Raw genomic sequence first — 26,558 nt, 5'->3', positions numbered from 1 at the left:
GGCCCGGCGGCTTCCTTCGGAGGATCACCGCGCCACGGCCCGGCAGTACGCCTCGTCGGTGGCGAGGAGGTGGCGGTGGGTGGCCTCGGCGGTGACGACGCCGTCGTCCAGGACGAGGACCCGGTCGGCGGCGTCGAGCAGGGCGGGGCTGCTGGTGAGCACGACGGTGGTGCGCCCCCGGCGCAGCTCGGCGATGTTGCGGGCGACGAGTTGTTCGGTGACCGCGTCGACGGCCGTGGTCGGGTCGTGCAGGACCAGGATGTCGCTGTCGGAGGCCAGTGCGCGGGCCAGGGAGAGGCGTTGGCGCTGCCCTCCGGAGAGGTTGGCGCCCCGGTCCCGGACCACGTGGTCCAGCCCTTCGCGGTGCAGGGCGACGACATCCGTCAGCAGGGACGCCTCGACGGCCTCCGGGATCATGTCACTGGTGCCGGAGGGGTCGATGTTGGTACGCAGCGTCCCCGCGAAGATCTCCCCGTCGTACGGGTTCACCAGCATGTGCGCGCGTACCGACTCGGCCGGCAGGTCGCCGATCTCCTGGCCGCCGAGCCGTACCACCCCTTCGTACGAATGAGGCGGCACGTTCAGGGCCAGGATCGCCGCGAACTCGGCCGCCGCGCGCGGCTGATAGGCGGCGATCGCGACGAACTCGCCCGCCGCCACCTGGAACTTCAGCTCGCGCAGTGAGCCGTGGCGGACGCGGTCGATCTCCAGGTCGCCGCCCGGCTCGGGGCTTCCCGTCCCCGGGGTGGAGACCGGCGGAGCGTCGAGGACCAGGGCCATGCGCCGGGCCGAGGCGCGGGCCGTCATCACGTACTTCGGCATCTCCGAGAAGAGTCTGAGCGGTTCCATGATGAACTGCGCCAGTCCCACCGCCATGACGAGTTCGCCGACGGTGATCTGCCGGTCGAAGGCGAGCAGGCCCGCGGTCAGGGTCACGACGGCCGCGAGGAGCGCGTTGAGGGCCAGCGCGACGCCGGCGTACGTGCCGGTCACCCGGGCGACGGCGATCGCCTGGCGCTTCGCCTCCGTGCTGACCTGCCGGTAGGACCGGAACGCGGCGTGGTTGCCGCCGAAGCCGTGGAGCGGGCGCAGTCCGTTGATCAGGTCGGCGACCTTCGCGCCCGCCCGGGCGACCCGGGCCTGCTGCTCCTGGGTGCTCGCGCCGATCCGTTTCGACATCACTCCGAGGACGGAGAGGATCGCGACGGCTCCCACGAAGACCAGCAGGCCGAGCCGTACGTCGGCGAGTCCGAGCGCGGTCCCCGCGACCAGGATGGCGACGACCGAGCTGACCAGCAGCGGCACCACCTCGATGATGTCGGCGGTCTGGTCGGCGTCCTCGGTGGCGATGGTCAGTATCTCGCCGGATCCGAGGTCCGTGTCCCGGGCCACCGGCTGGAGTCCGCAGGCCGCGACGCGGACCCGCCAGTGGTGCGCCTCGGTCGTGTTGGCCTTCTGCAGGATGCGCATCCCGAACCGCCAGGACAGTGAGACGGTCGTGATGATCACAGCCAGCGCGCCGACGGACAGCAGGAGTCTGCCGGGACCGCGCTCCTGCATGGTGTGTTCGACGATCAGGCCGAGCGCGATCGGGAACGCCGTCTCACCGGCCTGGTAGAGGCCCATGAGGACGGTGCCCCGGACCATCGCGCCGAGGTTGCGGCGCAGAGCGGTCCGCAGGATGCCGGCGCCCTGGCGGGGCCGCTGGGGGTCAGCTGTTGTCTTCAAGGTGGCGCGCAATCGCTTCCGGGGTTCGCAGGGTGAGCAGATCACGGATGGTGATCACGGGGCCGTACTCCCGGCGGAGCAGCCCGGTCAGCCGCACCGCCAGCATGGAGTGTCCCCCGAGGGAGACGAAATCGCTCACGGCGCTGACCTCGTCGTCGTCCAGATCCAGTGCTTCGGCGAAGAACTCGCGGACGAGGGTCTCGGTCTTGCCCTCGGGAGCGCGTTCGCCGGCCGTGGTGAGGACGCCGAGCGGTCTGGCTTCGGGCAGGGCTTTGGTGTCGGCCTTGCCGTTGACGGTCAGCGGGATGGCGTCGACCTGCGCGTAGTGCGTCGGGCGCAGGAAGTCCGGCAGCCCGGCGCCGACGGCGGCGGCGACCGCGGCGAGGCCGGCGCCGCGGGAGCCGTCGGGGCCGGCGAGGTCGTCGAGCACCAGGTACGCGGCCAGCCGGTGGGCTCCGTCGGCATGGGGGTCGGGCTGGGCGACCGCGGCGACGAACCGTACCGCCGGGTGGGCGGCGAACGCGGCCTCCACCTCGCCGAGTTCGACCCGGTGGCCCCGGATCTTGACCTGCTGGTCGGTGCGGCCGAGGTACATCAGGTTCCCGTCGGGCCGCCGGAGCACCAGGTCCCCGGTGCGGTACATGCGGGCGCCGGGCTCGCCGAACGGGCAGGCGACGAAGCGGTGCGCGGTCTGTGCGGACTGCCCGAGGTAGCCGCGGGCGATGCCGACGCCCGTCACGTAGAGCTCGCCGGGGACGCCGTCCGGCAGGGGGCGCAGCCACGGGTCGAGCACGTACACCCCGGTGTTGTCGATCGCCACGCCCACCACGGGGTCCTCGCATTCGAACGTGCCGACGCCGAGGGTGTTGATGGTGTATTCGGTGGGACCGTAGAGGTTGTAGCCGACGGTGCCCTCCGTCGCCGCGAGACGCTGCCAGAGCGCGGGGGTCACGGCCTCGCCGCCCAGCAGGACCAGCGCGGGGCGGTGTGCGGGGTCGTCGAGCAGGCCCTCGGCGACCAGTTGCTGGGCGTAGGTCGGGGTCACGTTGATGACGTCGATGCCGTGTTCGAGGCAGTGGGCGACGAGCCGGGGGGCGTCGCGGCGCAGTTCCTCGTCGCAGATGTGCACCTCGTGGCCGTCCGCGAGCCAGAGGAGTTCCTCCCACGACATGTCGAAGGCGAACGACACGGTGTGGGCGATCTTGAAGGTCCGGTGGCCGTGCTCGGCGAGTACCGGCTCGAAGATGCGGCGCTGGTGGTTGATCAGCATGTTGGTGAGACCGGCGTACTCGGTCACCACGCCCTTGGGCTTCCCGGTCGATCCGGAGGTGTAGATGGTGTACGCGGGGTGGCGCAGGCGGTCCGGGTCGTCGGGGGCGAAGGTGGTGAGGGGTTCCGCGTCGGGGAGCGGGCGGTCGAGTTCGATCAGTTCACCCGTCAGCCGGGGTGCGACGGCGCTCACGGTGAGGATGGCCTCGGGCCGGGCGTCGGTGAGGATCGTGGCGAGCCGCTCGTCGGGGTGGTCGAGTTCCAGGGGCACGTACGCGGCTCCGGTGCGCAGCACCGCGAAGAGCGCCACGATCGAGTCGAGGGAGCGGGGCAGGGCGAGGCCCACGGTGGTCTCCGGGCCGATGCCGCGTGCGGCGAGCACGCCGGCCACGGCGCGGCTGCGGTCGCGGAGTCCGGCGAAGGTCATCCTGGCGCTGTGGGCGACGAGTGCGACCCGCTGCGGGTCACGGTCGGCGGCCCGGTCGAACCGGTCGACGACGGTGTCCGTGCCGATGTCCGTGACGTCGGGGGGACCGGGCTCGTCGCCGAGTCCGGGGAGCCGGCCGAGGGGGCCGGTGGAGCGGGCCAGATCGTCGAGCACGCGCAGGTAGCCGTCCAGCAGGCGGCGGGCGCCCGCCGTGTCCTCGTCGCGGTACTCCAGCTTGACGGTGAGCCGGTCGCCGGGGGTGACGACCCAGGTGAAGGGGTAGTGCGTGGAGTCGTCGGCCTCGACCGAGGTGATGCCGTGCCGGGCGTTCATCCGGGCGAACGCCTCCATGTCCAGGAAGTTCTGGAGTACGAAGAGGTTGTCGAAGAGGGTGTCGTGGCCGGCGGCCCGCTGGATCTCGCCGAGTCCCAGGTGTTCGTGCTCCATCGCCTCGACGCGGGCCTCCTGGACGGCGGTGAGGTACTCCCCGGCGGTGTCGTCCGGGCGCGGCCGGGTCCACTGGGGCACGGTGTTGAGGAGCACGCCGACGATGCCGGAAGTGCCCTCGTCCTCGCGGCCGGAGACGGTGACGCCGAACACGGCGTCGGCGCGGCCGGTGTGCGCGCCGAGCAGGAGGCCGAAGGCGCCGGTCAGCACCGAGTTCAGGGTGACACCGTGCGTCCTGGCGGCCTGGCGCAGGAGGTCCGACGCCTCGGTGGTGAGGGTCTGGGTGAGGGCGCGCGGCAGCCGGTCCGGGAAGGACGGTGCCGGGCCCGCGAGCAGGGTCGGGCCGGTGAGGCCGGCCAGGTGGCCGGCCCAGAAGCGGGTGGAGGCGGCGGGGTCCTTGGCCGCGAGCGCGCGTGCGTGCTCCTCGAAGGCCGGCCTGGCGGGTGCCGGGTCGAGTGGTTCGCCGGCGAGGATCGCCCGGTAGGCGTCGAAGAGGTCCCGCAGCACGATCTCGCGGGACCAGCCGTCCCAGAGCAGCAGGTGGTAGCTGAGCAGCAGCCCGTCGCGGTCGCCGGGCCGCCGCACCGCGGTCAGCCGGATCAGCGGCGGTTCGCCGGGGTCGAATCCGGTGTCGCGGTCCCGGGCGCGCAGGGCATCGGTCTCGGCCCTCGTGCTGAGGGAGACCGTGCGGACGTCGACGTGCCGGCCCGCGGCGAGGACCTGGACGGGGTTGCCGTCGTCGTCGGTGGTGAAGCCTGCGCCGACGACCGGGTGGCGGGCGATCACGTACGCCATCGCCTCCGCCAGCGCGTCGGTGTCCAGGCGCCGGTCGAAGGTGAACCAGCTCTGGGCGACGTACTGTCCGGCGGTGCCGGACAGTTGCGTCTGGAAATACAGGCCGCGCTGGAGCGGGGTGACCGGCGCCGTGCGCTCGACGGTGGCGGAGGCGTGCGCGATCTCCTCCAGCGCCCGCCGCCAGTGCTCGGTGATCGTGTCGGGGATGCCGTCGGCGAGGGTGAACTCCGCGTGCAGAGTGCCGGTGGCGCTGTCGGTCCAGGCGTTGACCTCGACCGCGTACGGGCTGCCCTGCTCCCCCGCGGCGAGGCGGAGCGCCTCGGTTTCGCTACCCCGGCCCAGGTAGTTGAAGAGCACCTGGGGGTGCGGCCGGCCGCTCAGCAGGGGTGCGGTCTGCGGATTGAGGTGGCGGAGCAGGCCGTAGCCGAGGTGCCCCTCCTCGTCGGGCCGGCGGGCCGCGGCTTCACGGGCGGCTGCGACGGGGTCGGTGTGCGCGGTGAGGCGCACGGGTGCGACGGCGGTGAACCAGCCGACCGTACGGGAGTAGTCGTGGTGGTCCCGGGCGGGGACCCGGCCGTGGTGTTCGAGGTCGATCGCGAGATCGGTGGGCTCGGGCTGGACGCGGGTCAGTGCTGCGCGCAGCGCGCCGACGAGCAGCTCGGTGAGACCGGTGCCGAGGGCTGCGGGGGCGGTGCGGGTGAGCAGGTCGCTGGTCGCCGCCGGGAGGACGGTCGTGATCCCGCGCAGTGCTGCGGCCGGGGGCAGGGGGGCGGGTGCCCCGAGCGTGGTGAGCCAGTGACCGAGGTCGTCGACCGCTTCGGCGGAGCGGGCGGTCAGCGCTTCGGCGTACTCGGCGAAGGGGGTGGTCGTCGGCGCCGGGGCCTCCCCGCGCAGGGCGGCGGCCAGGTCGTCGAGGAGGATCAGCCAGGAGACCGCGTCGACGCAGAGGTGGTGGGCGGTGACCACCAGGGTGCGGGTGCGGGCCAGCCAGGAGAAGGCGACGACCCTGCCCGCGCCGGGGTCGAGCCCCGCGGCGGCCTCGTCCGCCGCGGTGGTCGGGTCGGTGGTATCAGGGAGCAGGACGGTTGCCGGGCCGGCCGGTTCGGTGCGCAGGGACCACACCCCGTGGTCGGCGCGCAGCCGCAGCCGGAGGGCCGGGTGCGCGGCCAGCAGGGCGTCCGCCGCGCGCCGGACGTCGGCGGGCGTGGTGGCGTCGGCCGCGCGGAGGGTACGGGCCTGGGCGAACCGGTCGAGCGAGCCGCCCAGTTCGCGCTGGCGCAGGACGATCGGCGTGGGGAGGAGCGGCCCGTCCTGGGGGCGGGCGGGCCCGGGGGCGGCGGGGAGCGGCGGTGTGCGGGTATCCAGGTGTGCGGCGAGCGCGCGCGGGGTCCGGTGCAGGAAGACGTCCCGGGGGGCGATGGGCAGGCCGAGCGCCCTGGCCCGGTTGATCACGGTGATGGCGACGATGCTGTCGCCGCCGGCTGCGAAGAAGTCGGTGTCCTCGTCCACGTCCGGTTCCGGCAGGGTCTCGGCGAAGAGGGTGACGAGTGTGTCGAGCGCGGGGCGGCTGCGCGCGGTCGGGGGGGTCGCAGCCGTGGGAACCGCGTCCCGCGCGGCGCTCTCGGCCAGGGCCCTGCGGTCCAGTTTTCCGTTGACGGTCAGCGGCAGGGCTTCGACGGGCCGCACCCGGCCGGGCACCATGTGTGCGGGCAGCTTCGCGGCGAGCAGGCGGGCGATGTCTCCGTGCGCCCGGCCCACCACGTGGGCGATCAGGTGGTCGCCGCTGTCCGCGGGGGTGACGGCCGCGTCGGTGACGCCGCCGAGTTCCCTGAGGGCGGCTTCCACCTCGCCGAGTTCGATGCGGAAGCCCTTGACCTGCACCTGGTCGTCGGCGCGGCCCACGAACTCCAGCTCTCCGCCGAGCGTACGGCGGGCGAGGTCGCCCGTGTGGTACATGCGGGAGCCGTCACCGGCGAACGGGTCGGCCACGAACCGGCCGGCGGTGAGTTCCGGCCTGCCGAGGTAGCCCAGCGACACCTGGTCACCGGCCACGTAGATGGCGCCCACCCGCCCCGGCGGTACCGGCCGGAGCCGGTCGTCGAGGAGGTGCGTGGTCAGGCCCGGGATGGGGCCTCCGATGGGGCTGGTGTCGCCGTCGCGGAAGTCGTCGTCGGTGAGCACCCGGTGGGTGACGTGGACGGTGGTCTCGGTGATGCCGTACATGTTGACCAGTTCGGGCATGGCGGTGCCGTGCCGATCGACCCAGCCGCGCAGCCGTCCGAGGTCCAGGGCTTCGCCACCGAAGATGATCCGTCGCAGCGCGGTGACCGGTTCGCCGGCGTGCCGGTCGGCCTCGGCGAACTGGTGGAAGGCGGACGGGGTCTGGTTGAGGACGGTCACCCCGCGTTCGCGGACCAGCCGGTGGAAGTCCACCGGGGAGCGGGTGAGCGCGTACTCCGGCACGAGCAGTTCCCCGCCGTGCGCCAGCGCGCCCCACAGTTCCCAGACGGCGAAGTCGAAGGAGTACGAGTGGAACTGGACCCACACGTCGTCGGGGCCGAAGTCCATGGCGGGCCCGGTGTTCGCGAGGAGGGCCACCACGGCGGCGTGCGGGACGACGACGCCCTTGGGCCGGCCGGTCGATCCGGAGGTGTAGATGACGTAGGCGGCGTCGTGCGCGCCTGCCTCGGTCGTTGCGGTGTCCGCCGCGGGCGGGTCCGTACGCGGCGGCTCCTCCCCCAGCACCAGCAGGCGGGCGGTCCCCTCGTCCTGCCGGCCGAGCAGGGCCGTGAAGCGGTCGCGGTGGCCGGGGGCGACGAGGACGACCTGGGGGTCGGCGTCGGTGAGGACGTGTTCCAGGCGGTCGTCCGGGTACGCCAGGTCCAGGGGTACGTACGCGCCTCCGGCGGTGACGACGGCGATGAGGGCCACCACCTGCTCGACGGAGCGCGGTAGCGCGACGGCGACCCGGGTGCCGGGCCGGACTCCGGCCGCGCGCAGTACGGGTACCAACGCGTCGCGCGCGGAAGCGAGTTCGCCGTAGGTCAGGGAGCGGGTGGCGCCGTCGAGGGCGCATTCGGTGACCGCGGTGGCGGCCGGGTCGCGGCGTGCGGCGGCGTCGAAGAGCCCTCCGAGTGTCGCCGGTCCCGTCCGCTCGACGGACCTGTGCTCCGGGTGCGTCAGTTCGCGGACCGGGGCGTCCGGCCGGGCGAGGAGGGCCGTGAGGGTGCGGGTGAAGGTGCGCAGGATCTCCCGCGCGCCGCTCTTCCCGAGCAGGTCGGCGTCGTGGATGAGGTGGAAGCGGGCGCGCCCGTCGGGGGTGCGTTCGACGACGAGGGTGAGGGGGTAGTGCGGGGCGCCCTCGTTCTCGACGGCGGTGATGGCGAGGTCGTCGCCGGGCCGCCGCAGCGCGTCCACGTCGGTCGCGACGTCGAACACCACCAGGGTGTCGAAGAGAGTGCCGGGGCCGGCCAGGCGGCCGGTCCTCGCGAGCGAGACGTGGTGGTGCGGCAGCGTCGCGCTCTGGTGCTCACGGACCGAGGCGAGCAGCTCGCCGGCCGTGGTGCTGTCGGACCAACGGGCGCGCACAGGAACGGTGTTGATGAGGAGACCGACCATGTCCTCGATGCCGGGGACGTCCGCGTCGCGTCCGGACACGGTGGAGCCGAACACGACGTCCCCGGCGTGCAGGATGCCGCCCAGGGTCAGCGCCCAGGCGCTGTGCACGGCCACGCTCAGGGGCACGCCGGCCGAACGTACCGCCGCGTCGATGCCGGTCCGGAAGTCCGCTCCCTCCTCGACGGCGGTGTCGGCGAAACGGTCGGGCGCGGTGTGGTCCGCAGCGACCAGGGAGGGGCCCGGGAGTCCGGCGAGTTCCTCCCGCCACACCCGGTCGCTCTCCTCGTCGTCGAGACCGGCGAGCAGGCGTACGTAGTCGGCGAACCCGCCGACCGGGTACACCGTGCCGGGCGCGTGGTACTCGGCCAGCAGCGCGCGGAGCATCGGCGGCACGGACCAGCCGTCGGCGACGATGTGGTGCACGGTCTGCACCAGCAGGGTCCGGCCGGAGCCGGCGAGGATCAGGGTGTAGCGCATCAACGGGCCCTCGGCCAGGTCGAATCCGGCGCGCCGGTCCCGTTCGGCGAGGTCATGGATCTCGGCGTCGGTGATGCCGGGCCGGTCGAGCACCGTGAAGGGCGCCCGTACTCCGCTCTCCAGGACGGACACGACACGGCCGTCCGCGAGGGGGACGAACCGTGCGGCGAGGTTCGGGTGGAGCGAGAGCAGCCGGGTGGCGGCCGCCGAGAGCCGCTCGGGGTCCACCTCGCCTTCGAGGGTGAGCAGTTGCTGCTCGACGTAGGCGCCCGCCGAGTCGTCGTCGAAGACCGAGTGGAAGTAGAGGCCCTCCTGGAGCGGGGTCAGCGGCAGGATGTCGCGGAGCGCCGGTCCGTCCAGGGCGTCGACGTCCGCCCGGGTGAGGGGCACCAGGGGGAAGTCGCTGGGGGTGTGGCCGCCCTGCTGGAGTCCGGCCAGGCCGGTCAGCGCTTCACGCAGGTAGGTGCCGAGCGTGTCGATGTCCTCCTCGGTGAACATTCCGTCGGGCCAGGAGAGGGTGGTGAGGAGTTCGTGGGCGCCGGTGGACGAGGCTTCCGCGATCGCGTTGACCTCCAGGGCGCGCGGCAGGCGCATCCTCGGGTCGCGGCGCTCGCCGAGCTGCCCGGTGCGGCGGGCGAGGCGCCAGTCGCCGGAGGTCTCCGCGTCGAAGCGGCCCAGGTAATTGAAGAGCACCTGGGGCGCGGGTGCGTCGAACACCGTGCCGGTCAGGTGGCGCAGCACCCCGTAGGAGAGACCGCCCGCCGGGACGTCGGCGAGGTCCTCCTTGACCGCCTTGAGCGCGGCGGTGAGGTAGCCGGGGGCGGTGGGGTCGCCGGCGGGGCCGGGGTCCACGGTCACCGGATAGAGGGTGGTGAACCAGCCCACGGTGCGGGAGAGGTCGGGCTCGGGACCGGTCACGAACCGGCTTTCGCGGCCGTGGCCCTCCATCTCGATGTGTGCGAACGTCTGGTCCTGTCCGAGGTCGCGGCGCCACCGGACGAGGGTGACGGCGAGCGCGGTGAGGAGTACGTCGTTGACGCCCGCGTGGAACCGGGCGGGCACGTCGCCCAGCAGCGCGGCGGTGGGGCCGGGGCCGATCGCGATGGTCCTGGTACGTTCCCGTTCGACGGTGTCGGCCTCGGACGTCGCCCGGCGGCCGACCGGTCCGTCCGCTCCCGGCAGGGGGCGTGCGAAGTACGCGCGGTCCGCGTCGAAGTCGGTCCGTGCGAGGAGTTCCGTCCAGTGCCGGAAGGACGCGCGGACGGGGGGCAGTTCGACGGGCGTGCCGGAGGACCACTGGCGCCACGCCGTGGCGAGGTCGTCCATCAGGATCCGCCAGGAGACGCCGTCGATCACCACGTGGTGGACGACGACGACGAGTTGGTGTGCGGCGCGGCGCCAGACCGCCCGGAGCATCACGCCGTCGTCGGGGTCGAGCGCGCCGGTGGCGAGGGTGACGCACTCCTCCACCGGCAGGTCGCTCTCCTGCCATCCGGCGAGGGCTCCGTCCGCGTCGGGGACGTCGAAGCTCCAGTGGCCGCCGCGAACCAGCCGGGCGCGGAGCATGTCGTGGCGGCGGACCAGGGCGGTGAGGATCTCGTCCAGGGCGTCGGGGGTCAACCCGTCCGGGACGTTCAGCACTACGGACTGCACGAAGCCGTCGACGGCGTCGGTGGTTTCACCGAGCCACCGCAGGACGGGCGATCCAGTGATCTCGCCGGTGGCCACGTCGTGCTGCAGGGGCGCGGACACGTCCTCGTGGCTCGCCACGGCGGCCAGTGCCCCGACGACGCTGTGGGTGAAGATCTGCCGGGCCGTGACATGGAGGCCCGCGTCACGGAGCGCACCCAGCAGGGAGATGGCGAGGATGCTGTCGCCGCCGAGGCGGAAGAAGTCCTGGTCGACGCCGACCTCGTCGAGGCGGAGCAGGGTGGCGACCGCCGTGCAGACCGCACGCTCGGCGTCGGTGGTGGGCGGTACGGACGAGCCGGTGGCGACGACGGGTTCGGGCAGGGCCTTGCGGTCGAGCTTGCCGTTCGGGGTGAGCGGGAACTCCTTCACCACGACCATGTGGGCGGGCACCATGTATTCCACCAGGTGTTCCTCCGCCCAGGCCCTGACCTGCTCGCCCCGCAGGTCTTCGGACCCGGAGGCGGGGATGACGTATCCCACCAGGTAGGTGCCGCCGGCCGCGTTCTTCTTCGCGACGACGCAGGTGTGCCGTACTCCGGGGTGTTCGGCGAGGCCGGCCTCCACGTCCTCGATCTCCAGCCGCATACCGCGGATCTTGATCTGGTTGTCGGCGCGGCCGAGGAAGTCCAGTGAGCCGTCGGGGGCGTAGCGGGCGAGGTCTCCGGTGCGGTAGAGGCGGGAGCCGTCGTCGGCGAAGGGGTTGGCGACGAACCGGGACGCGGTGAGGCCGGGCGCGTTGACGTAGCCGCGCCCCAGGAGGAAGCCGCCGACGTAGAGTTCGCCGCCCACCCCGACCGGGACCGGGCGCAGTTCGTCGTCGAGGACGTAGAGGCGGGTGTTGGGGTTGGCCTTGCCGATCGAGGTCGAGAGGCGTTCGGCGGCGCCGCGGTAGACGACGTGGGAGACGCCGATGGTCGTCTCGGCGGGGCCGTAGCCGTGGTAGAGCGGGATGTCGAGTTTGGCGCGGAAGCGTTCGTAGAGTTCGGGTGTGAGCACTTCGCCGCCGCACCACACGTGCCGCAGGCTGTCCAGCCGGCCGGAGTCGCCGGCCATCTCCAGCAGGACGTCCAGCATGGACGAGACCAGGTAGGTGAAGGTGACGCGCTCTCGGGAGATCACGCCGAGCAGGTGGTGCGGGTCGCGTTCGCCGCCGGGGCGAAGGACCACAAGCCTGCCGCCGGTCACCAACGGCAGGAAGATCTCGTTGATGGAGATGTCGAAGGAGAGCGGCGCCTTGAACAGCGAGGCGTCCTCGGGGCCGAAGCCGAGGATCTCGCGGCTCTGCCAGAGGAGGCGTTCGCTGATCGCCTCGTGCCGGATCATCGCGCCCTTGGGGCGTCCGGTCGACCCGGAGGTGAAGATCACGTAGGCGAGTGCCTGGCCCGGCACGGAGACGAAGGCCCCGTCTGTGGGGTGGGAACCGTGGCCCCAGTCGCCGAGGTCGACGGCGACGGCCTCCGGTTCGCCCTCGGGGCGCATCCCCGAGTCGTTGAGCTGGAGGACGACCCGGGCGTCCTCGATGACGACGCTCCGGCGCGCGGCGGGCCACTGCGGGTCGAGGGGTACGAAGGCGCATCCGGCCCGGAGTACGGCGAGCAGCGCGATCACCAGGTCGGCGGAGCGGCTGAGCGAGATGCCGACGACCTCCTCGGGACCGAGGCCGCGACGCACGAGCTCGTGCGCCAACTGGGTGCTGTAAAGGTCCATTTGACGGTACGTCAGGGTGCGGTGCTCGTCGACGACGGCGATGGCGTCCGGCTGGGTGCGCACCTGTTCGCGGAACATCTCCACGAGGGTGGGACGGTCCCGTTCGGCGTCGGTGTCGTTCCACCGGGCCAGCAGCGCCGCCCCGGCGGAGGCATCGGTGGCATCGATCGTGCCGAGGGGCCGGTCGGGGAAGTCCACCAGATCGTCCAGCACGCCCTGCACTCCGGCAGGTTCGACTCCCTCGGGGACGGTGATGCTCCGGCCGCCCGCGCTGTCCATGCCGACCGTCCAGCCGGCGGTCCCGGCGCCGCCGTTGTGCACCTGAACAAGGACGTCGGGGAACAGGGTGGCGGGACTCAGCTCCATTTCCTCGGGGCCGCGGCCCGTGGCCCAGTACGCCAGAGCGATGGCGCAGGCTTCGGTGAGGGTGGTGTCGGAGTAGTCACCGGTCCGCCGGCGGAGAGCGGACAGGCTCTCGGGGGACAGCGTCACGAGGTGGGCGTGGGAATCCGTCATCGAAGACTCATCGTCCCTTCCGGGGTTGGAGAGTTGGCTCGGAACGGGGACGGTCCGGGCAGGGTCGTCGGCTTCCGCGGGGCGGGGCCGGGCCATGGGGCCGGGCCTGGCGCGTTCGTCGGTCCGCTGCGTCGCGGAGAGTTCGGGGGACGTCGTCCGGCGCGCGGGGGCCGGCGGAACGGGGTTGGTGAGGCAGGGACGGACGCGTCGCCCTACCCGGTCATGGTCCGCCGGACCACCATTCAGGTGTCCGGGTCCTGACTTCCTTCGCGCCAGGCATGCCACAGGCGTGCGTACCGGCCATCGAGGGCGACCAGTTCCCGGTGGGTGCCCTGCTCGACGACGCGCCCGGCGTCCAGCACGGCGATCCGGTCCGCCGCCATCGCCTGGGTGAGCCGGTGTGCCACGAACAGGGTGGTCCGGCCGGCGCACGCGGCCAGTACGGCGCGCTCCAGGCCGGCAGCGCCTTCGCTGCCGGCCTCGGCGGTCGATTCGTCGAGTACCACGACGGGCGCGCGGCCCAACGCCAGCCGCGCCAGGGCGATCTGGGCGACCTTGGTGCCGTCCAGTCGTTCGCCGCCCTCGCCGACGGGTGTGTACAGCCCCTCCGGCAGCGCGTCGAGCCACTCTCCCGCGCCGACCGTTCGCAGCGCGTCGGCCAGTTCGGTGTCGGTGGCCGTCGGCGCGGCGAGGCGCAGGTCGTCGGCGAGCGGACCGGAGAAGACGTGTGTCTCCTGCGTCAGAATGCTGACGAGGGCCCGGGCCCCCGCCTCGTCCAGGTCGGCGAGGTCGTGCTCCCCGACGCGTACGGCGCCGGAGTGCGGGGTGCCGATGCCGGCGATCAGCGCGGCCAGGGTCGACTTGCCCGCCCCGGTGGCCCCGACGAGGGCGAGCGAGCCGCCGGCCGGGATCGTCAGAGTCACGTCCCGCAGGACCGGCTCCTCGGCGTCGGGGTAGCCGAAGGTCAGTCCCTCCACCGTGACCGGGTGCGCAACGGCGTCCGCCGGGGCGACCGCGGTGTCACCGACCAGCCGGCCTTCCGCCCGCTCCCCCACCACTCCCACCAGCCGGGTGAGGCTCGCACCCGACTTCTGGGCCTCGTCGAAGGTGAACATGATGGAGCCGAGCGGGGTGAAGAGCCGGTGGAACATCAGCGGGGCGGACGCCACCTCGCCGAGGCTCGCGGCGCCGTTCTCCAGCAGGGCGTAGCCGACCAGGAGGATCAGCACCAGGCCGATGAACTCGGCGCGGTTCTCCCGGCCGACGAAGCGGCCGAAGAATCGGAACACCTCGACGCCCAGTTCGCGCACCCGCCAGGACTCGCCGGTGACCTTCTCGCGTACGGCGCCCTCCAGGCGGTACGCGCGGACGGTGTCGATTCCGTCGAGGCCGCTGATCAGCGCCTGGGCGCGGTCCGCCTGGGCGGCCCGCTGCTTCTGGTAGAGCGGCGCGGACCGGGGAAGGTACCAGCGCAGGGCGAAGGCGTAGGCCGGCAGCGCGGCGGCTCCCGCGAGGCCGAGCCGCCAGTCCAGCTGGAACATGGCGGCCGTGGCGATGACGACCAGCACTCCGGCCGTGAACACCGTCGGAACGGCCGACCGGATGCCCTTGGAGAGCACGGCGACGTCGTCGCCCACCCGGGAGAGCACGTCTCCTCGGCCGACCTGCTCGATCCGGGCACTCGGCATCCCCAGCACCGCGTGGACGGCGCCTTCGCGCAGTCGCGCGAGCAGGTCCGCGCCGAGCCGTCCGACGAGGTAGGCCGATCCGGCGGCGGCCGCCGCGCCGAGCAGCGCGGCGGCCCCCATCAGGGCTCCTATCGTGACCAGGACCGATCGTGACTCGCCGTCGACCACCCCGTCGACCACCCGGCCGAGCAGCAGCACCGGAAGCACCTGAAGGACGGCTCCCGCCACCGTGGTGAGCACGGTGGCGGCGGTCAGCAGAGGTACCTGCCGACAGTGGGCGACGAGCCAGCGGGTGGCTTCCCGTCCGCCCGCCGTACGCAGGGTCGCGGGGGCGGTGCGGGTGTGCGTGGCGCTCATTCCGGCCCCCTGGCGGGACGTGCGGTGCGGGACGGGGCGGGCGGAGTCACTGATCGACCGCGGTGACGAGTCCGTCGAGGGCGCCCGGGAGGGAAGGCCCCTCGGTCTCCGTGCCGAGCGGCTCGGCGATGTGCACAGTTGTGTCCTGCCACGGCTTCGTACCCGTCGTTCTCTGGAGGAGCATCCTGAATCCCTTGCTCTCGCACCGGCCGCTCTTACGCCGGCTGCTCTTACGTCGGCCGCTCACCCCCCCGGTCGTCGGAGCAGCCGAACCGTAACCCGAAGAAGTGAGGCGAGCCTAGCCTGACCAGACGATTTCCTGTGCTGCGGAGGCCAGTTGGAACGGCCGTCGGTGCGGCAGCACGATGAGGGGCCGGGGCACCCACCGGCCCGGCCGGCGTCGGCGGCTCGGCACCCTCGGCCGGGGGCATCGACACCCGGACGCGTCGCCGCTGCCGGCCGGAGAGCGGGCCGGGCGCTCGGCGAAGCCGGACCCGCTCTCGGGTCGGCGCACCGTAGCCCTCGTCGGCCTCAGCGGGCGGCCGCGACGACCTCTGAGGCGATCGCCCCGGCCCCGGCTTCGTCCGAAGTGGCCTTGGCCCTCCGGTCGAGAAGCGAATCCAGGATCTCGCCGACCCGGATCGCGGTGTTGGAGAGCAGCGACGAGGTGATGCCGTGGGTGTGTTCGGTACCGCCCTGCAGGTAGATGCCGCACCGCAGGCCGGGGTCGGTCCCGATGCGGTAGTCGCGCTCGACGCGGACGCGGCCCCGGTCGTCGGTGCGGCATCGGTCCGCCACCTCGCCGAGGAGGCCGAGGGGGTCGACGGGGCTGTAGCCGGTGGCGAGCACCACGACATCGGCGTCGAGGGTGGTTTCCTCGCCGGTGACCAGGGATGTCACGGTGGCGTGGGCCTTCTCCTGGGTCTCCTCGACGCCCACGAGCCGGGACACGTTGAGGAAGCGCAGCCGTTCGGTGCCGAGCACCTTCTCCTGGTAGCTCTGCCGGTAGAGGTCGTCGATCAGGTCGATGTCGACCACGGAGTAGTTGGTGTTTCCGTGGTAGCCCATCAGCCGCTGCTTGATGTCGTCGGGCGCGGCGAAGTACTCGTCGACGGCGCCGGGGTCGAAGATCCGGTTGGCGAAGGCGCTGTCGTCGGCGGGACTGTATCCGTACCGGGAGAAGACCGCGCAGATCTCGGCGTCGGGGAAGGCGCGGTGCAGGTAGGCGACGTTCTCGGCGGCGCTCTGTCCGGCGCCCACGACGATGAACCGGGAGGGGGAGGTTCCGTCCAGTTCACCGACTCTGGAGAGAAGTTCGGAGTTGTGCCACACCCGGTCGCCGCGCTGGACACCCTCGGGCAGGAGGGGGCGCAGTCCCGTACCGATGACGAGGTTGCGGGCGCGGTGGGCGGAGAGCCCTTCCCCCGACCGGACCGTCACGTCCAGGTATTCCACGATCCCGTCCTGGACGGCGGGCCTGACGGCGACGACCTCGTGCCCGTACGAGACCATGTCCGCGACCTGGGCGGCGGCCCACTCGAAGTAGTCGTGGAACTCGACCCGCAGGGGGAAGAGGTTCTTGTGGTTGATGAAGTCGATCAGCCGCCCCTTGCTCTTGAGGTAGCAGAGGAAGCTGAACCCGCTGGTGGGGTTCCGGAGCGTCACCAGGTCCTTGAGGAAGGACACCTGCATGGTCGCGTCGTCGATCAGCATGCCGCGGTGCCAGCCGAAGCGCGGTTGCTGCTCGAAGAAGCGGGCGCCGACCGGCCGCCCCTCGCCGGCGCGGGCGTTGTGCTCACTGATCGCGATGGCCATGGCCACGTTGGACGGTCCGAAACCGATGCCGACGAGGTCGTGGACCTGCGGGGCGTCGGAGGGGGGAACCGGTGACATGTCACTCCCATTCGTGCGGGGAAGCCGCTCATGGCATGGGGAAGGTGCGAGCGTCGGGCACACCGACGGCGCGGCTCGAATTTAGGTGAGCCTAAGCTAATCTCCAGTGGCTGTCGAGGGGGTGCTCGGGCAGCCCGGGCGGCGCACGCCGCGTCAAGAACGTTGCGCCGCACGCCCGTTGCCAACGAAGGTTAGCCTTGCTTTACTGACCCACGGTCCATTCCGGCACAGAGGAGGAACCCCCATGCGGGTCGTCATGTTCGGTTACCAGACCTGGGGTCACCGGACCCTGCAAGCCCTCCTGGACTCCGAGCACGACGTGGTGCTGGTCGTGACCCACCCCAAGAGCGAGCACGCGTACGAGAAGATCTGGAGCGACTCCGTCGCCGACCTCGCCGAGGCGAACGGCGTCCCCGTCCTGATCCGCAACCGCCCGGACGACGAGGAACTGTTCCAGCGCCTCGAAGCGGCGGAACCGGACATCATCGTGGCCAACAACTGGCGTACGTGGATTCCCCCGCGCATCTTCGCGCTGCCGCGCCACGGCACGCTGAACATCCACGACTCGCTGCTGCCGAAGTACGCGGGATTCTCCCCGCTGATCTGGGCGCTGATCAACGGAGAGACCGAAGTCGGCGTCACCGCGCACATGATGAACGACGAGCTCGACGCCGGTGACATCGTCCGGCAGGAGGCGGTGCCCGTCGGTCCGGCGGACACCGCCACCGACCTCTTCCACAAGACCGTCGACCTCATCGCCCCGGTCACCACCGGCGCGCTCGCGCTCATCGCCTCCGGACAGACGGAGTTCACCCGGCAGGACCGCTCGCAGGCGAGCTTCTTCCACAAGCGGTCCGCCGAGGACATCCGGATCGACTGGGCCTGGCCGGCCGAGGACCTCGAACGGCTGGTGCGTGCCCAGTCCGACCCCTACCCCAGCGCCTTCACCTTCCACCGGGGCAAGCGGCTCGAGGTCCTCGCCGCTGTCGTCTCCGAGGCGCGTTACGGCGGCACGCCGGGCCGCGTCTTCTACCGGGAGGGCGAGGGCGTGGTGATCGTCGCCGGGGCCGACGCGCGCACCGGACGCAACCACGGTCTGGCCCTCACCCGGGTACGCACCGAGGACGGCCGGGAGATGCCCGCGACGGAGTACTTCACCTCCATGGGCGGATACCTCACCGACCGTCCCTGACGCGTCGGCGCCTCACCGGAACCGCCCCATCGGCGGCCCCCATGGGGCGGGTGATGTGCCGTCAGCCCTTCAGCGTCGCCGCGAGCGCCGCGAGCCCGTCGGCGTAGATGCCGTGGAAGAGGGCGACCGCCTCCGCCTCGCCGATCCCCTCGGGCGTGAAGCTTCCGTTCCACTCCACCCGGGCGCAGTCCGTGCCCGGCTCCGGGTGGACGGTGAGGGTGGAGAGGTAGCCGGTCACCGGGAACGGTGCGCGGAGGATCGAGTAGCTGTAGGTGCGGGCCTTGTCGTCGAAGGCTTCGAGGCGCTCGACGATCACGCCGCCGTCCGCGTCGGTGAGGGTGCGCACCCGGCCGCCTTCGCCGAGTTCGCTCGTCGGGATGTAGGGCAGCCAGTCGGGCAGGGTGCCGAACCCACCGATGAGCCGCCAGACGCGGTCGGGCGGGAGGGGGACTCGGACCGAGGCGGTGGTGGTGGCCATGAGGTTCTCCTTGTACAGGACTGGGAGGGCCGGCGGGCGGATTCCCGCCGTGCCGCGGGCGGGCCGAGGGTCAGACGGCCGGCACGGGCGCGCCGGGCGCGATCAGTCGCTCCTCGCGCAGCTCCGCCCAGAAGTCGGCCGGGATCCGCTCGCCGAGGGCGGAGACGTCCTCGGCGATGCGGCTGGGCCGGGTGGCGCCGGGTATGGCCGCCGCGGTGGCCCGGTGGGCGAGGGAGAACTGCAGGGCGGCGGCCTTGATGCCGACCCCGTACCGCTGGGCGAGCGCCTTGATCCGCTCGACCTTGGCGATGATCTCCGCCGGTGCCTGCTGGTACTCGAAGTGGCTCCCACCGGCGAGGATGCCCGAGCTGTAGGGGCCGCCGACGACGATGTCGACGTGCCGTTCGGCGGCCGCGGGCAGCAGCCGCTGGAGGGCGCGGTCGTGGTCGAGGAGGGTGTAGCGGCCGGCCAGGAGGAAGGCGTCGGGCTTCGGCTCGTCCAGGTCGAGGGTGAGTTCCAGCGGCTCGACCCGGTTCACTCCCACACCCCAGGCCTTGATGACACCCTCGGCGCGCAGCTTGTCCAGGGTGCGGAAGGCGCCGGTACGTGCGCTCTCGTACTGGGCGAGTCACTCGTCGCCGTAGAAGTCCTGGGCGATGTCGTGGACCCAGACGATGTCGAGCCGGTCGGTCCTGAGGCGGGTGAGGCTGTCCTCGATGGAGCGCATCGTGGCGTCGGCCGAGTAGTCGTTGACCATTCTGTTGGGACGGCCGTGCTCGAAGAGGCCGCCCTTCTCGCCGAGCTCGCGGGCGGCGGGGTCCTCGGCCTCGTCCAGGATCACCCGGCCGACCTTGGTGCTGAGGACGTACGCGTCGCGGGGCTGGGCGGCGAGCACCTCGCCCACGCGGAGCTCGGCGAGGCCGGCGCCGTAGAAGGGGGCGGTGTCGAAGTAACGGATGCCGTGGTCCCAGGCGGCCTGGACGGTGGCGGTCGCCTCCGCGTCGGGGATGGCGCGGAACATGTTGCCGAGCGGGGCGGTTCCGAAGCCGAGCGGTCCGGAGAGGAGCGGGGCGATGCCCATGGTGGAAATCCTTACGGAAAGTGGGGGATGGCGTCGTTCCGTACGGTTCTCCAGGAGAGCCGCGGCGGGCGCCGGTCTGACTTCTCCGACAGTAGGAGCGATACTTGAGACTGTCCAAGACACGCTTGGACTGACTTGAGTCCCCCGAGGTCTTACATGCTTGACCTGCGACACCTTCGCTATTTCGTGGCCGTGGCCGAGGCCGAACACGTGGGCCGGGCCGCCGAGGAACTGCACATCTCGCAGTCGCCCCTCAGCCGGCAGATCGCTCAGCTGGAGAAGAACCTGGGCCTCACGCTGTTCGAGCGGAGCCAGCAGCGCATCCGCCTGACCGCCGACGGACGGGTCTTCCTCGGCGAGACGCGCGCGCTGCTGCGGCACGCGGACCGCCTGGAGAACCTGGGCCGGCGCCTCGGACGCGGCGAGGAGGGCGGCCTGTGCATCGGATACGTCTCCGACGCCATGCACACCGGTGTGCTCCCGGCGGCACTGCGCACGCTCCAGGGGGAACGGCCCGGCATCCACGTCGCGCTCTACAGTCTCGATCCCCAGGAGCAGTTCGTGGGGCTGCGGCAGCGCAGCCTCGACATCGCTCTCGTCCCGCACCCGCCGGCCGAGGACGACCCCGACCTGACGGCCGCCCCGCTGCTGGAGGACCCGCTACTGCTCGCGCTGCCGGCCGGCCACCCGCTGGCGGGCCGGGAGGACATCACGGCGCGGGATCTGGACGGTCAGCCCTGGATCGCCGTCGAAGGTGCGGGTGAACCGGGAACGAGGGACGGGTTCGTCGCCGACTGCGTGGCGTCGGGCTTCACCCCGGACATCCGCCTCAGCGCTCCGGAGCCGCTGACCGCTCTGGGGCTGGTCGCCTCCGGTCTGGGGCTGGCACTCGTCCAGCGGAGCATGGTCCGCGGCGCCACCGAGGGGGTCACGGTCCGTGAACTTCCCTGGCACCGGGCGTCGGTGCAGCTGTGGGCCGCATGGCACCGGATCGATCTCCGGCCGGTGGTGGCGTCCTTCCGTACGACCGTCCTGGACGGTCGCGGCCCGACGCCCATGGGCGGGTGACCCTCTCCGGCGGCCGGGCACAGCGGCCCCGGGCCGGCCTCACGTCCGAAGTGCGGCGTGCGGCGGATGCGGCCTCCGGGCCGGTCAACTCCTGCGCTTGGAAAGGCTGTACAGCAACACCAGAACGGCGATCACCATCACCGCGACGTGTAACCACGCGGGGGCGGCCGTGGCGTCTGCGGCACTCGTCAACGAGAACATCTTCGCTCCATCCCACTCCCTCGACTGAGGGAGGTAGACCGGTTGACGTCCCGCGGTCCGCGGGACCTTGAAGAACTCCTGCCCCCGTCCGGCGGAAGCAGGCCTGCCAGCCCTCCCACTCCATCCTCGCGAAGGATTCGCGAAGGAGCCGGGAGCGGCCCGCGCAAGGCCCGCACAGGATCCGCGCCGGGAGGATGGCCGCCATGGCGCGTGGAGGGCCGGAGGCACTCCGTCCGGTCCCGGACCGTGGCCGACGCCCCGCGTACGCTGTCCCCCGTGTCCGCCTCGCCACCCCCGCACCACGTCGCCGTACTCGTGCTCGAAGGCGCGAAGCCGCTCGACGTCGGCATTCCCGCCCAGGTGTTCACGAACCGCGCGAGCATGCCGTACGAGGTACGGGTGTGCGGCGCCGCCCCCGGGCTGGTGACCGGCGGCGACGGGCTGTCGTACCACGTCGCCGACGGCCTCGACGCGCTCGCCTGGGCCGACATCGTCTTCGTCCCCGGCTACCGTTCTCCCGACCGTGACGACCCTCCCCGGGCCGTCCTCGACGCGCTGATCGCCGCACACGACCGGGGCGCCCGGCTCGCCGCGATCTCGACCGGCGCCTTCGCCCTCGCGGCCACGGGTCTGCTCGACGGCAAGCGGGCCACGACCCACTGGCACTACACCCGGGCGCTCGCGTCGAAGCATCCGCTCGTCCGGGTAGACGAGAACGTCCTCTTCGTCGACGACGGCAGCGTGCTCACCTCGGCGGGCGCCGCTTCGGGCATCGACCTCTGCCTGCACATCCTGCGCGGCGACCTCGGTGTGGCCGCTTCGAACCATGCCGCCCGGCGACTGGTGGCGGCCCCGTACCGCAGCGGTGGCCAGGCGCAGTACGTGCCCCGCAGTGTGCCGGAGTCCCTCGGCGAGCGGTTCGCCTCCACCCGCGAGTGGGCGCTTCGCAGGCTCGGCGAGCCGCTTACGCTCGGCGTCCTCGCCCGTCACGCCGCTGTCTCCTCGCGCACCTTCTCCCGGCGTTTCGTCGAGGACACCGGATACACCCCGATGCAGTGGGTCATGCGAGCCCGGGTGGACATGGCCCGCGAGCTGCTGGAGCGTTCGCAGCGCAGCGTCGAGCAGATCGCCGCTGACGTCGGGCTCGGCACGGGTGCGAACCTGCGGCTGCACTTCCAGCGCATCCTCGGCACCACCCCGAGCGAGTACCGGCACACCTTCGCGCGGGGCGAGTAGTCCCCACCACACGGTCAGAAGTCCTCGCGGATGCTTGGCACGATCCTTGCGGACCGTGGCGATCGAGCCGCTGTCACCGGTCCGCGCGGCAGGCGAACCTGGAAGCGAACCGGAGACCGCACCAGGGACAAGGGACACAGCTCATGACTCGCATCGCCATCAACGGATTCGGCCGCATCGGACGCAACGTGCTGCGCGCGCTCCTCGAACGCGACAGCAAGCTGGAGATCGTCGCGGTCAACGACCTCACCGAGCCGGCCGCGCTGGCACGGCTGCTCGCCTTCGACTCGACCTCGGGCCGCCTCGGCCGCCCGGTCTCCGCCGAAGGTGACACCCTCGTCGTGGACGGCCGTCGCATCAAGGTGCTCGCCGAGCGTGAGCCGGCCCGGCTGCCGTGGGCCGAACTCGGCGTCGACATCGTGCTGGAGGCGACCGGCCGTTTCACCTCGGCCGGCGCCGCCCGCGCCCATCTCGACGCGGGTGCGGGGAAGGTCCTCGTCAGCGCCCCTGCGGACGGCGCCGACGTCACCCTCGCGTACGGCGTCAACAACGACGCGTACGACCCCGCGGCGCACACCATCGTCTCGAACGCATCCTGCACGACCAACGCGCTCGCGCCGCTGGCCGCCGTCCTCGACCAACTCGCCGGTATCGAGCACGGCTTCATGACGACGGTGCACGCCTACACGCAGGAGCAGAACCTGCAGGACGGCCCGCACCGCGACGCCCGCCGCGCCCGCGCGGCAGCCGTCAACATCGTGCCGACCACCACCGGCGCCGCCAAGGCGATCGGCCTGGTGCTGCCGAACCTGGCGGGCAAGCTGTCGGGCGACTCGATCCGGGTGCCGGTGCCGGTGGGCTCGATCGTCGAACTCAACACGACCGTCGCCCGTGACGTCACCCGCGAGGACGTGCTGGAGGCGTACCGCACCGCCGCTGCGGGGCCGCTGGCCGGGGTGCTCGAGTACTCGGAGGACGCGCTGGTGTCGTCCGACATCACGGGCAATCCGGCATCGTCGATCTTCGACTCGGCCCTGACCCGCGTCGACGGCCGCCACGTCAAGGTGGTCGCCTGGTACGACAACGAGTGGGGCTTCTCGAACCGTGTGATCGACACCCTCGAACTCCTCGCGGCCGCCTGACCGGAGGACGGACCGGGGTCTGACCGGGGGACGGGCCGCGATTCCCTCCTGCGAACCACCGCTCCGGGCGCTCCGGCCGTCCTGCCTGTGGGGCCGGCCGGAGCGGGGCGGTGTCCCACGTCGCCTGCGTGGGCCCGGCCCCACGGTCGACGGGTGCTCCGGACACCTCGGTTGCCGTGCCCTCGTCGCCGCGTCCCGGCCACGGCGCCCGTCGAAGGCGGCGCTTGCTCACGTCCGGGTACTCAGGTCCGGGTGCTCACGTCCGGGTGCTCCGCCGGGGGTGCGACCGTCGGCGGCCGGATCGCGAAGAACGCCGGCGCCCCCAGGGCCGCCACACCCGCCGCGAGAAACAGTGCGCCCGGCAGGGAGCGGGTCGCTGCCGGACCGGCGACAGCCGCGCCCAGGGCGTAGCCCGTCTGCTTCACTCCGGCGCCGGTGGTGAAGATCTGGCCGCGCAGACGCGGCGGGGATTCGCGGTGCCGGATCGCGAACACGGCCGTGAGCTGGGGGCCTTCGGCCGCTCCCGCGAGGAGTACGGCTCCGAGGAGCAAGGTGGGCCCGGCTCTGGCGGCGAGGACCAGGGCTGCGGCCTGGACGAGGGCAGCGGCCCAGACGATCGTGTCGGGCGTGAAGGGGAGCGGCCATCTCGCGAGCACGGCGTTGGCCGTCAGGGCGGCGACCGCCACGCAGGTGAGGAGCACGGCTCCTCGGCCGGCTCCGCCCAGAACATGCTCGCCCAGGGGTACGACGCAGGCAGCCAGCATGCCCTGCGCCGCACAGGACAGGGTCGAGGTGAGCGTCGCACGGGCGAGCGCGGGCCTGTTCACCATGGTCGCCGCCCCGGCCGCGAGGTCGCCCCGGAGCGTGCCGTCACGGACGCGGACACGTGGGCCGGGAGACGCGGCAGGTGGCCGGGCTGCGGGCAGTGTCCAGGCAACCGGAACCGCCGCGCCGACGAGTACGGCGGAGACGACGAGCGCGGTCGGCGCACCCAGCACTTCGGCCACCGCCCCCGCGAGCGCCGGACCGGCCAGACTCGCCGCACCGAAGGTCATCGCGTCGGACGAGTTCGCACGCTGCAAGCGGTCGGGGGGCGCCACGCCGGGCAGTTGAGCCGTCCAGCCACCCGAGAGGGCCGGAGCCACGAGCCCCGCCGACACCGCGATCAGGAGGGTCACCGCGAACGGCAGCCGTCCGAGGCCCAGCAGCACGGCCCCGAGGCCGACGGCGTACAGGACCAGGGATCCGGCCAGCATGCGGCCGGGACGCCCCGCCCGGTCGAGCAGCGCCCCCAGCACCGGTCCGCCCACCACGGCCGCGACGGTGATGCCCGCAAGCAGTGCGGACGCCCCGGCGGTGGACCCGGTCAGGGCGTAGCCGGCGAGCAGCAGCGCGGGGCCGGACATCTCGTCCCCCGTACGAGCGACCAACGCCCCGGCGACGAAGAGCGGAAGGATGTAACGCTTGTCCATCCGTCGGACGTTACGTGGGTAACTCAAAACCTCGCAATACGCGTTACATTCGACGTATGCCCACCACTCCCGACGACTGGTCCACCCGGCACTCCGTACGGACCACGGCCCGGCGGACCGTCGCGCTCATCAACGCTCTCACCGAGGAGTGCTCCGACGGCCGTGCGATCGGCTCCGTACTGCGCGACTTCGGCGAGACGGGCTGCGTCGGCCTCACCCCGGACGACGTCGCCGGTATGCGCGAAGCCGCCGGTCTCCTGCGGGAGGTGTTCGCCGCCGAGCACACCGACACCGCCGCCGCGGCGCTCAACCAACTCCTGACGGATCACACCGGGCGGCTCCGGCTGACCTCCCACGGTGGCGGCAGCCCCTGGCACCCACACCTCGATCACGACGACGAGGCCCCGTGGGAGGAGTGGTTCCTCACCTCGTCGTGCCTGGCCCTGACCGTCCTCCTCTGGGACTCCCAACGGCCGCCCGGCGGGGTGTGCTCCTCCTCCGGTTGCCACAACGTCTTCCTCACCCGGGGCAGCGGACCCGACCGCCGCTACTGTTCACGCCGCTGCGCGACCCGCGAACGGGTCGCGGCCCACCGCCGCGCCCGCTCCTCCGTCGAGCGGCTGCCGCCGCGGGTGCAGAACGGGGCGGCGTCCGGGGCCAGCGGGACCGACACGGCCGGCGAGGCAGGCGGGGTCGGCGGGATCGGCTGACGAAGCACCGGCGACGGCCGTTGAGCACCCGCGCACCCGCGCGTCGGGGACGCCGCCGAGGTGAGATCGGGACGGGGATCGAGGCGTGGTCCAGGACGGGGAGACGTACGCCCGCACCTTCAAGGTGTACGGTCGTACGCATGACGACGACGGACTACTTTGCCGACGACCCGCGTACCCAGCTGGAGCGCATGCTCACCGGGGACCTCTACATCGCCGACGACCCCGAGATCGTCCGGCGTCAGCGGCACGCGATGCGGCTCGCCGCCTCCTACCAGGAGGCCTACCTCGGCGACGCAGACCAAGCACAGTCCGTCCTGGCCGATTTGCTCGGCTCCGTGGGCGAGGGCGTCGACGTACGGCCGCCGCTCTTCGTCGACTACGGCAGCAACATCAGCATCGGGGCCCGCACCTTCGTCAACTACCACCTGACCGCCCTGGACGTCGCGCGGATCACCATCGGCGAGGACTGCCAGATCGGACCGAACGTGCAACTCCTCACCCCCACCCACCCGGTGGACCCGCAGCCCCGCCGGGACAAACTGGAGGCGGCCCGCCCCATCACCATCGGCGACAACGTCTGGCTCGGCGGCGGCGTCATCGTGTGCCCGGGCGTGTCCATCGGCGACAACTCCGTCGTCGGAGCGGGCTCCGTGGTCACCAAGGACATCCCCGCCGGTGTCGTCGCGGTCGGAAACCCGGCCCGCCCCGTGCGCACGATCTGATGGCGACCGGGCAGGCGGACCCGCAGCGGCGGGAGCGCATCCTCGCCGCCGCCCTCGATCTGATGGCGGACGACGGGGTCCCCGGCGTCTCGCACCGCAAGATCGCAGCGCGGGCGGAGGTCCCCCTCGGCTCGATGACGTACCACTTCGACGGCATCGACGGACTGCTGCGCGAGGCGTTCACTCTCTTCGCCGGACACATCGTGGCCGTCTTCGAGCGTCATCTCACCGGCGTGAAGACGGTCGAGCAGGCCCGGGAGGCGGTCACCGACCTCATCCATACGCTCTCCGAGGGGCCCCGCCGCGACCTGATCCTCGCCCAGGAGCTCTACACCCTCGCTGCCCGCCGGGCCGAGTACCGAGAGCTGACCCAGACCTGGATGCTGCGCAGCCGTGCCCTCCTGGAGCAGTGCTTCGACCCGGACACCGCGCGCCAGGTCGACGCGCTGATCGAGGGTATGACCCTGCACCGCGCCCTGGACCGCGAACCCCATGCCCGCGCACTGACCCGCGAGGCCGTCGCCCGCCTCACCGCGAACAGCCTTTAGAGGTCATCTCATTTGGGCGAACTCGGTATTCTGTGAGTCATGGTGGGGATCGTTGAGCGGTTGGTGCCGGACGAGTTGTGGAGGTTGTTCC

Annotated in this window: 15 protein-coding genes and 1 pseudogene; 8 read left to right on the top strand and 8 right to left on the bottom strand. The window is 72.3% G+C overall.

The genetic code is table 11. From position 1 onward, the window contains the following. Positions 1–24: 24 nt before the first annotated feature. The 5 genes from ACFYPN_RS30755 to ACFYPN_RS30735 form a co-directional block, all read right to left on the bottom strand. A complete protein-coding gene (locus ACFYPN_RS30755; RefSeq protein WP_389302808.1) occupies positions 25–1,728 on the bottom strand; it encodes an ABC transporter ATP-binding protein in 1,704 nt (567 codons plus the stop codon). Further along, entirely contained in the window at positions 1,712–12,676 is a 10,965-nt protein-coding gene (locus tag ACFYPN_RS30750; RefSeq protein ID WP_389302805.1) for an amino acid adenylation domain-containing protein, read from the bottom strand. Before ACFYPN_RS30750 ends, ACFYPN_RS30755 begins: the two co-directional genes overlap by 17 nt. Positions 12,677–12,918: 242 nt before the next feature. Further along, positions 12,919–14,721, bottom strand: coding sequence for an ABC transporter ATP-binding protein (locus ACFYPN_RS30745; protein WP_389302802.1), 1,803 nt, complete (start codon positions 14,719–14,721; stop codon positions 12,919–12,921). Positions 14,722–14,767: 46 nt separating this feature from the next. Then, entirely contained in the window at positions 14,768–14,905 is a 138-nt protein-coding gene (locus ACFYPN_RS30740; RefSeq protein WP_389302799.1) for a hypothetical protein, read from the bottom strand. Positions 14,906–15,252: 347 nt separating this feature from the next. Beyond that, positions 15,253–16,614: a lysine N(6)-hydroxylase/L-ornithine N(5)-oxygenase family protein gene (locus tag ACFYPN_RS30735; protein WP_389302796.1), complete on the bottom strand. Its 1,362-nt coding sequence runs from the start codon at positions 16,612–16,614 to the stop codon at positions 15,253–15,255. 244 nt (positions 16,615–16,858) lie between these two features. Here ACFYPN_RS30735 and ACFYPN_RS30730 point away from each other — a divergent pair, with 244 nt between their 5' ends. Beyond that, positions 16,859–17,806, top strand: a complete 948-nt coding sequence (locus tag ACFYPN_RS30730; RefSeq protein ID WP_389302794.1) for a methionyl-tRNA formyltransferase — start codon at positions 16,859–16,861, stop codon at positions 17,804–17,806. A 61-nt stretch (positions 17,807–17,867) separates the two neighbouring features. On the opposite strand, the gene ACFYPN_RS30725 is transcribed toward ACFYPN_RS30730, so the two are convergent. Beyond that, on the bottom strand, positions 17,868–18,284 hold the full coding sequence (locus ACFYPN_RS30725; protein WP_358766088.1) for an SRPBCC family protein: 417 nt from the start codon (positions 18,282–18,284) through the stop codon (positions 17,868–17,870). A gap of 70 nt (positions 18,285–18,354) precedes the next feature. Next, a pseudogene (locus ACFYPN_RS30720) lies at positions 18,355–19,365 on the bottom strand (aldo/keto reductase). 156 nt (positions 19,366–19,521) lie between these two features. On the opposite strand from ACFYPN_RS30720, the gene ACFYPN_RS30715 reads away from it, so the two are divergent. From ACFYPN_RS30715 to gap, 4 genes are all read left to right on the top strand, one after another. Next, complete coding sequence (locus ACFYPN_RS30715) at positions 19,522–20,433, top strand: LysR substrate-binding domain-containing protein (RefSeq protein WP_358766084.1); 912 nt, start codon at positions 19,522–19,524, stop codon at positions 20,431–20,433. A 97-nt stretch (positions 20,434–20,530) separates the two neighbouring features. Then, complete coding sequence (locus ACFYPN_RS30710) at positions 20,531–20,662, top strand: hypothetical protein (protein ID WP_358766082.1); 132 nt, start codon at positions 20,531–20,533, stop codon at positions 20,660–20,662. 248 nt (positions 20,663–20,910) lie between these two features. Further along, positions 20,911–21,870, top strand: coding sequence for a GlxA family transcriptional regulator (locus ACFYPN_RS30705; RefSeq protein ID WP_389302790.1), 960 nt, complete (start codon positions 20,911–20,913; stop codon positions 21,868–21,870). Positions 21,871–22,013: 143 nt separating this feature from the next. Continuing rightward, a complete protein-coding gene (gap, locus tag ACFYPN_RS30700; protein ID WP_358766078.1) occupies positions 22,014–23,012 on the top strand; it encodes a type I glyceraldehyde-3-phosphate dehydrogenase in 999 nt (332 codons plus the stop codon). Between the two features lie 242 nt (positions 23,013–23,254). On the opposite strand, the gene ACFYPN_RS30695 is transcribed toward gap, so the two are convergent. Next, entirely contained in the window at positions 23,255–24,484 is a 1,230-nt protein-coding gene (locus tag ACFYPN_RS30695) for an MFS transporter (protein WP_389302787.1), read from the bottom strand. A gap of 56 nt (positions 24,485–24,540) precedes the next feature. On the opposite strand from ACFYPN_RS30695, the gene ACFYPN_RS30690 reads away from it, so the two are divergent. The 3 genes from ACFYPN_RS30690 (at position 24,541) to ACFYPN_RS30680 (ending at position 26,467) form a co-directional block, all read left to right on the top strand. After that, the gene (locus ACFYPN_RS30690; protein ID WP_358766074.1) at positions 24,541–25,194 is read left to right on the top strand and encodes a CGNR zinc finger domain-containing protein; all 654 of its coding nucleotides are present in this window, start codon (positions 24,541–24,543) and stop codon (positions 25,192–25,194) included. 140 nt (positions 25,195–25,334) lie between these two features. Then, entirely contained in the window at positions 25,335–25,919 is a 585-nt protein-coding gene (locus ACFYPN_RS30685) for a sugar O-acetyltransferase (protein WP_389302784.1), read from the top strand. Further along, positions 25,919–26,467: a TetR family transcriptional regulator gene (locus ACFYPN_RS30680; RefSeq protein ID WP_358766070.1), complete on the top strand. Its 549-nt coding sequence runs from the start codon at positions 25,919–25,921 to the stop codon at positions 26,465–26,467. Before ACFYPN_RS30685 ends, ACFYPN_RS30680 begins: the two co-directional genes overlap by 1 nt. Positions 26,468–26,558: the final 91 nt, after the last annotated feature.

The organism is Streptomyces sp. NPDC005576, assembly GCF_042871745.1.
Classification (GTDB): Bacteria; Actinomycetota; Actinomycetes; order Streptomycetales; family Streptomycetaceae; genus Streptomyces.
The sequence above is the reverse complement of the archived record's forward strand: the minus strand, read 5'-3'. Positions and strand labels throughout refer to the sequence as shown.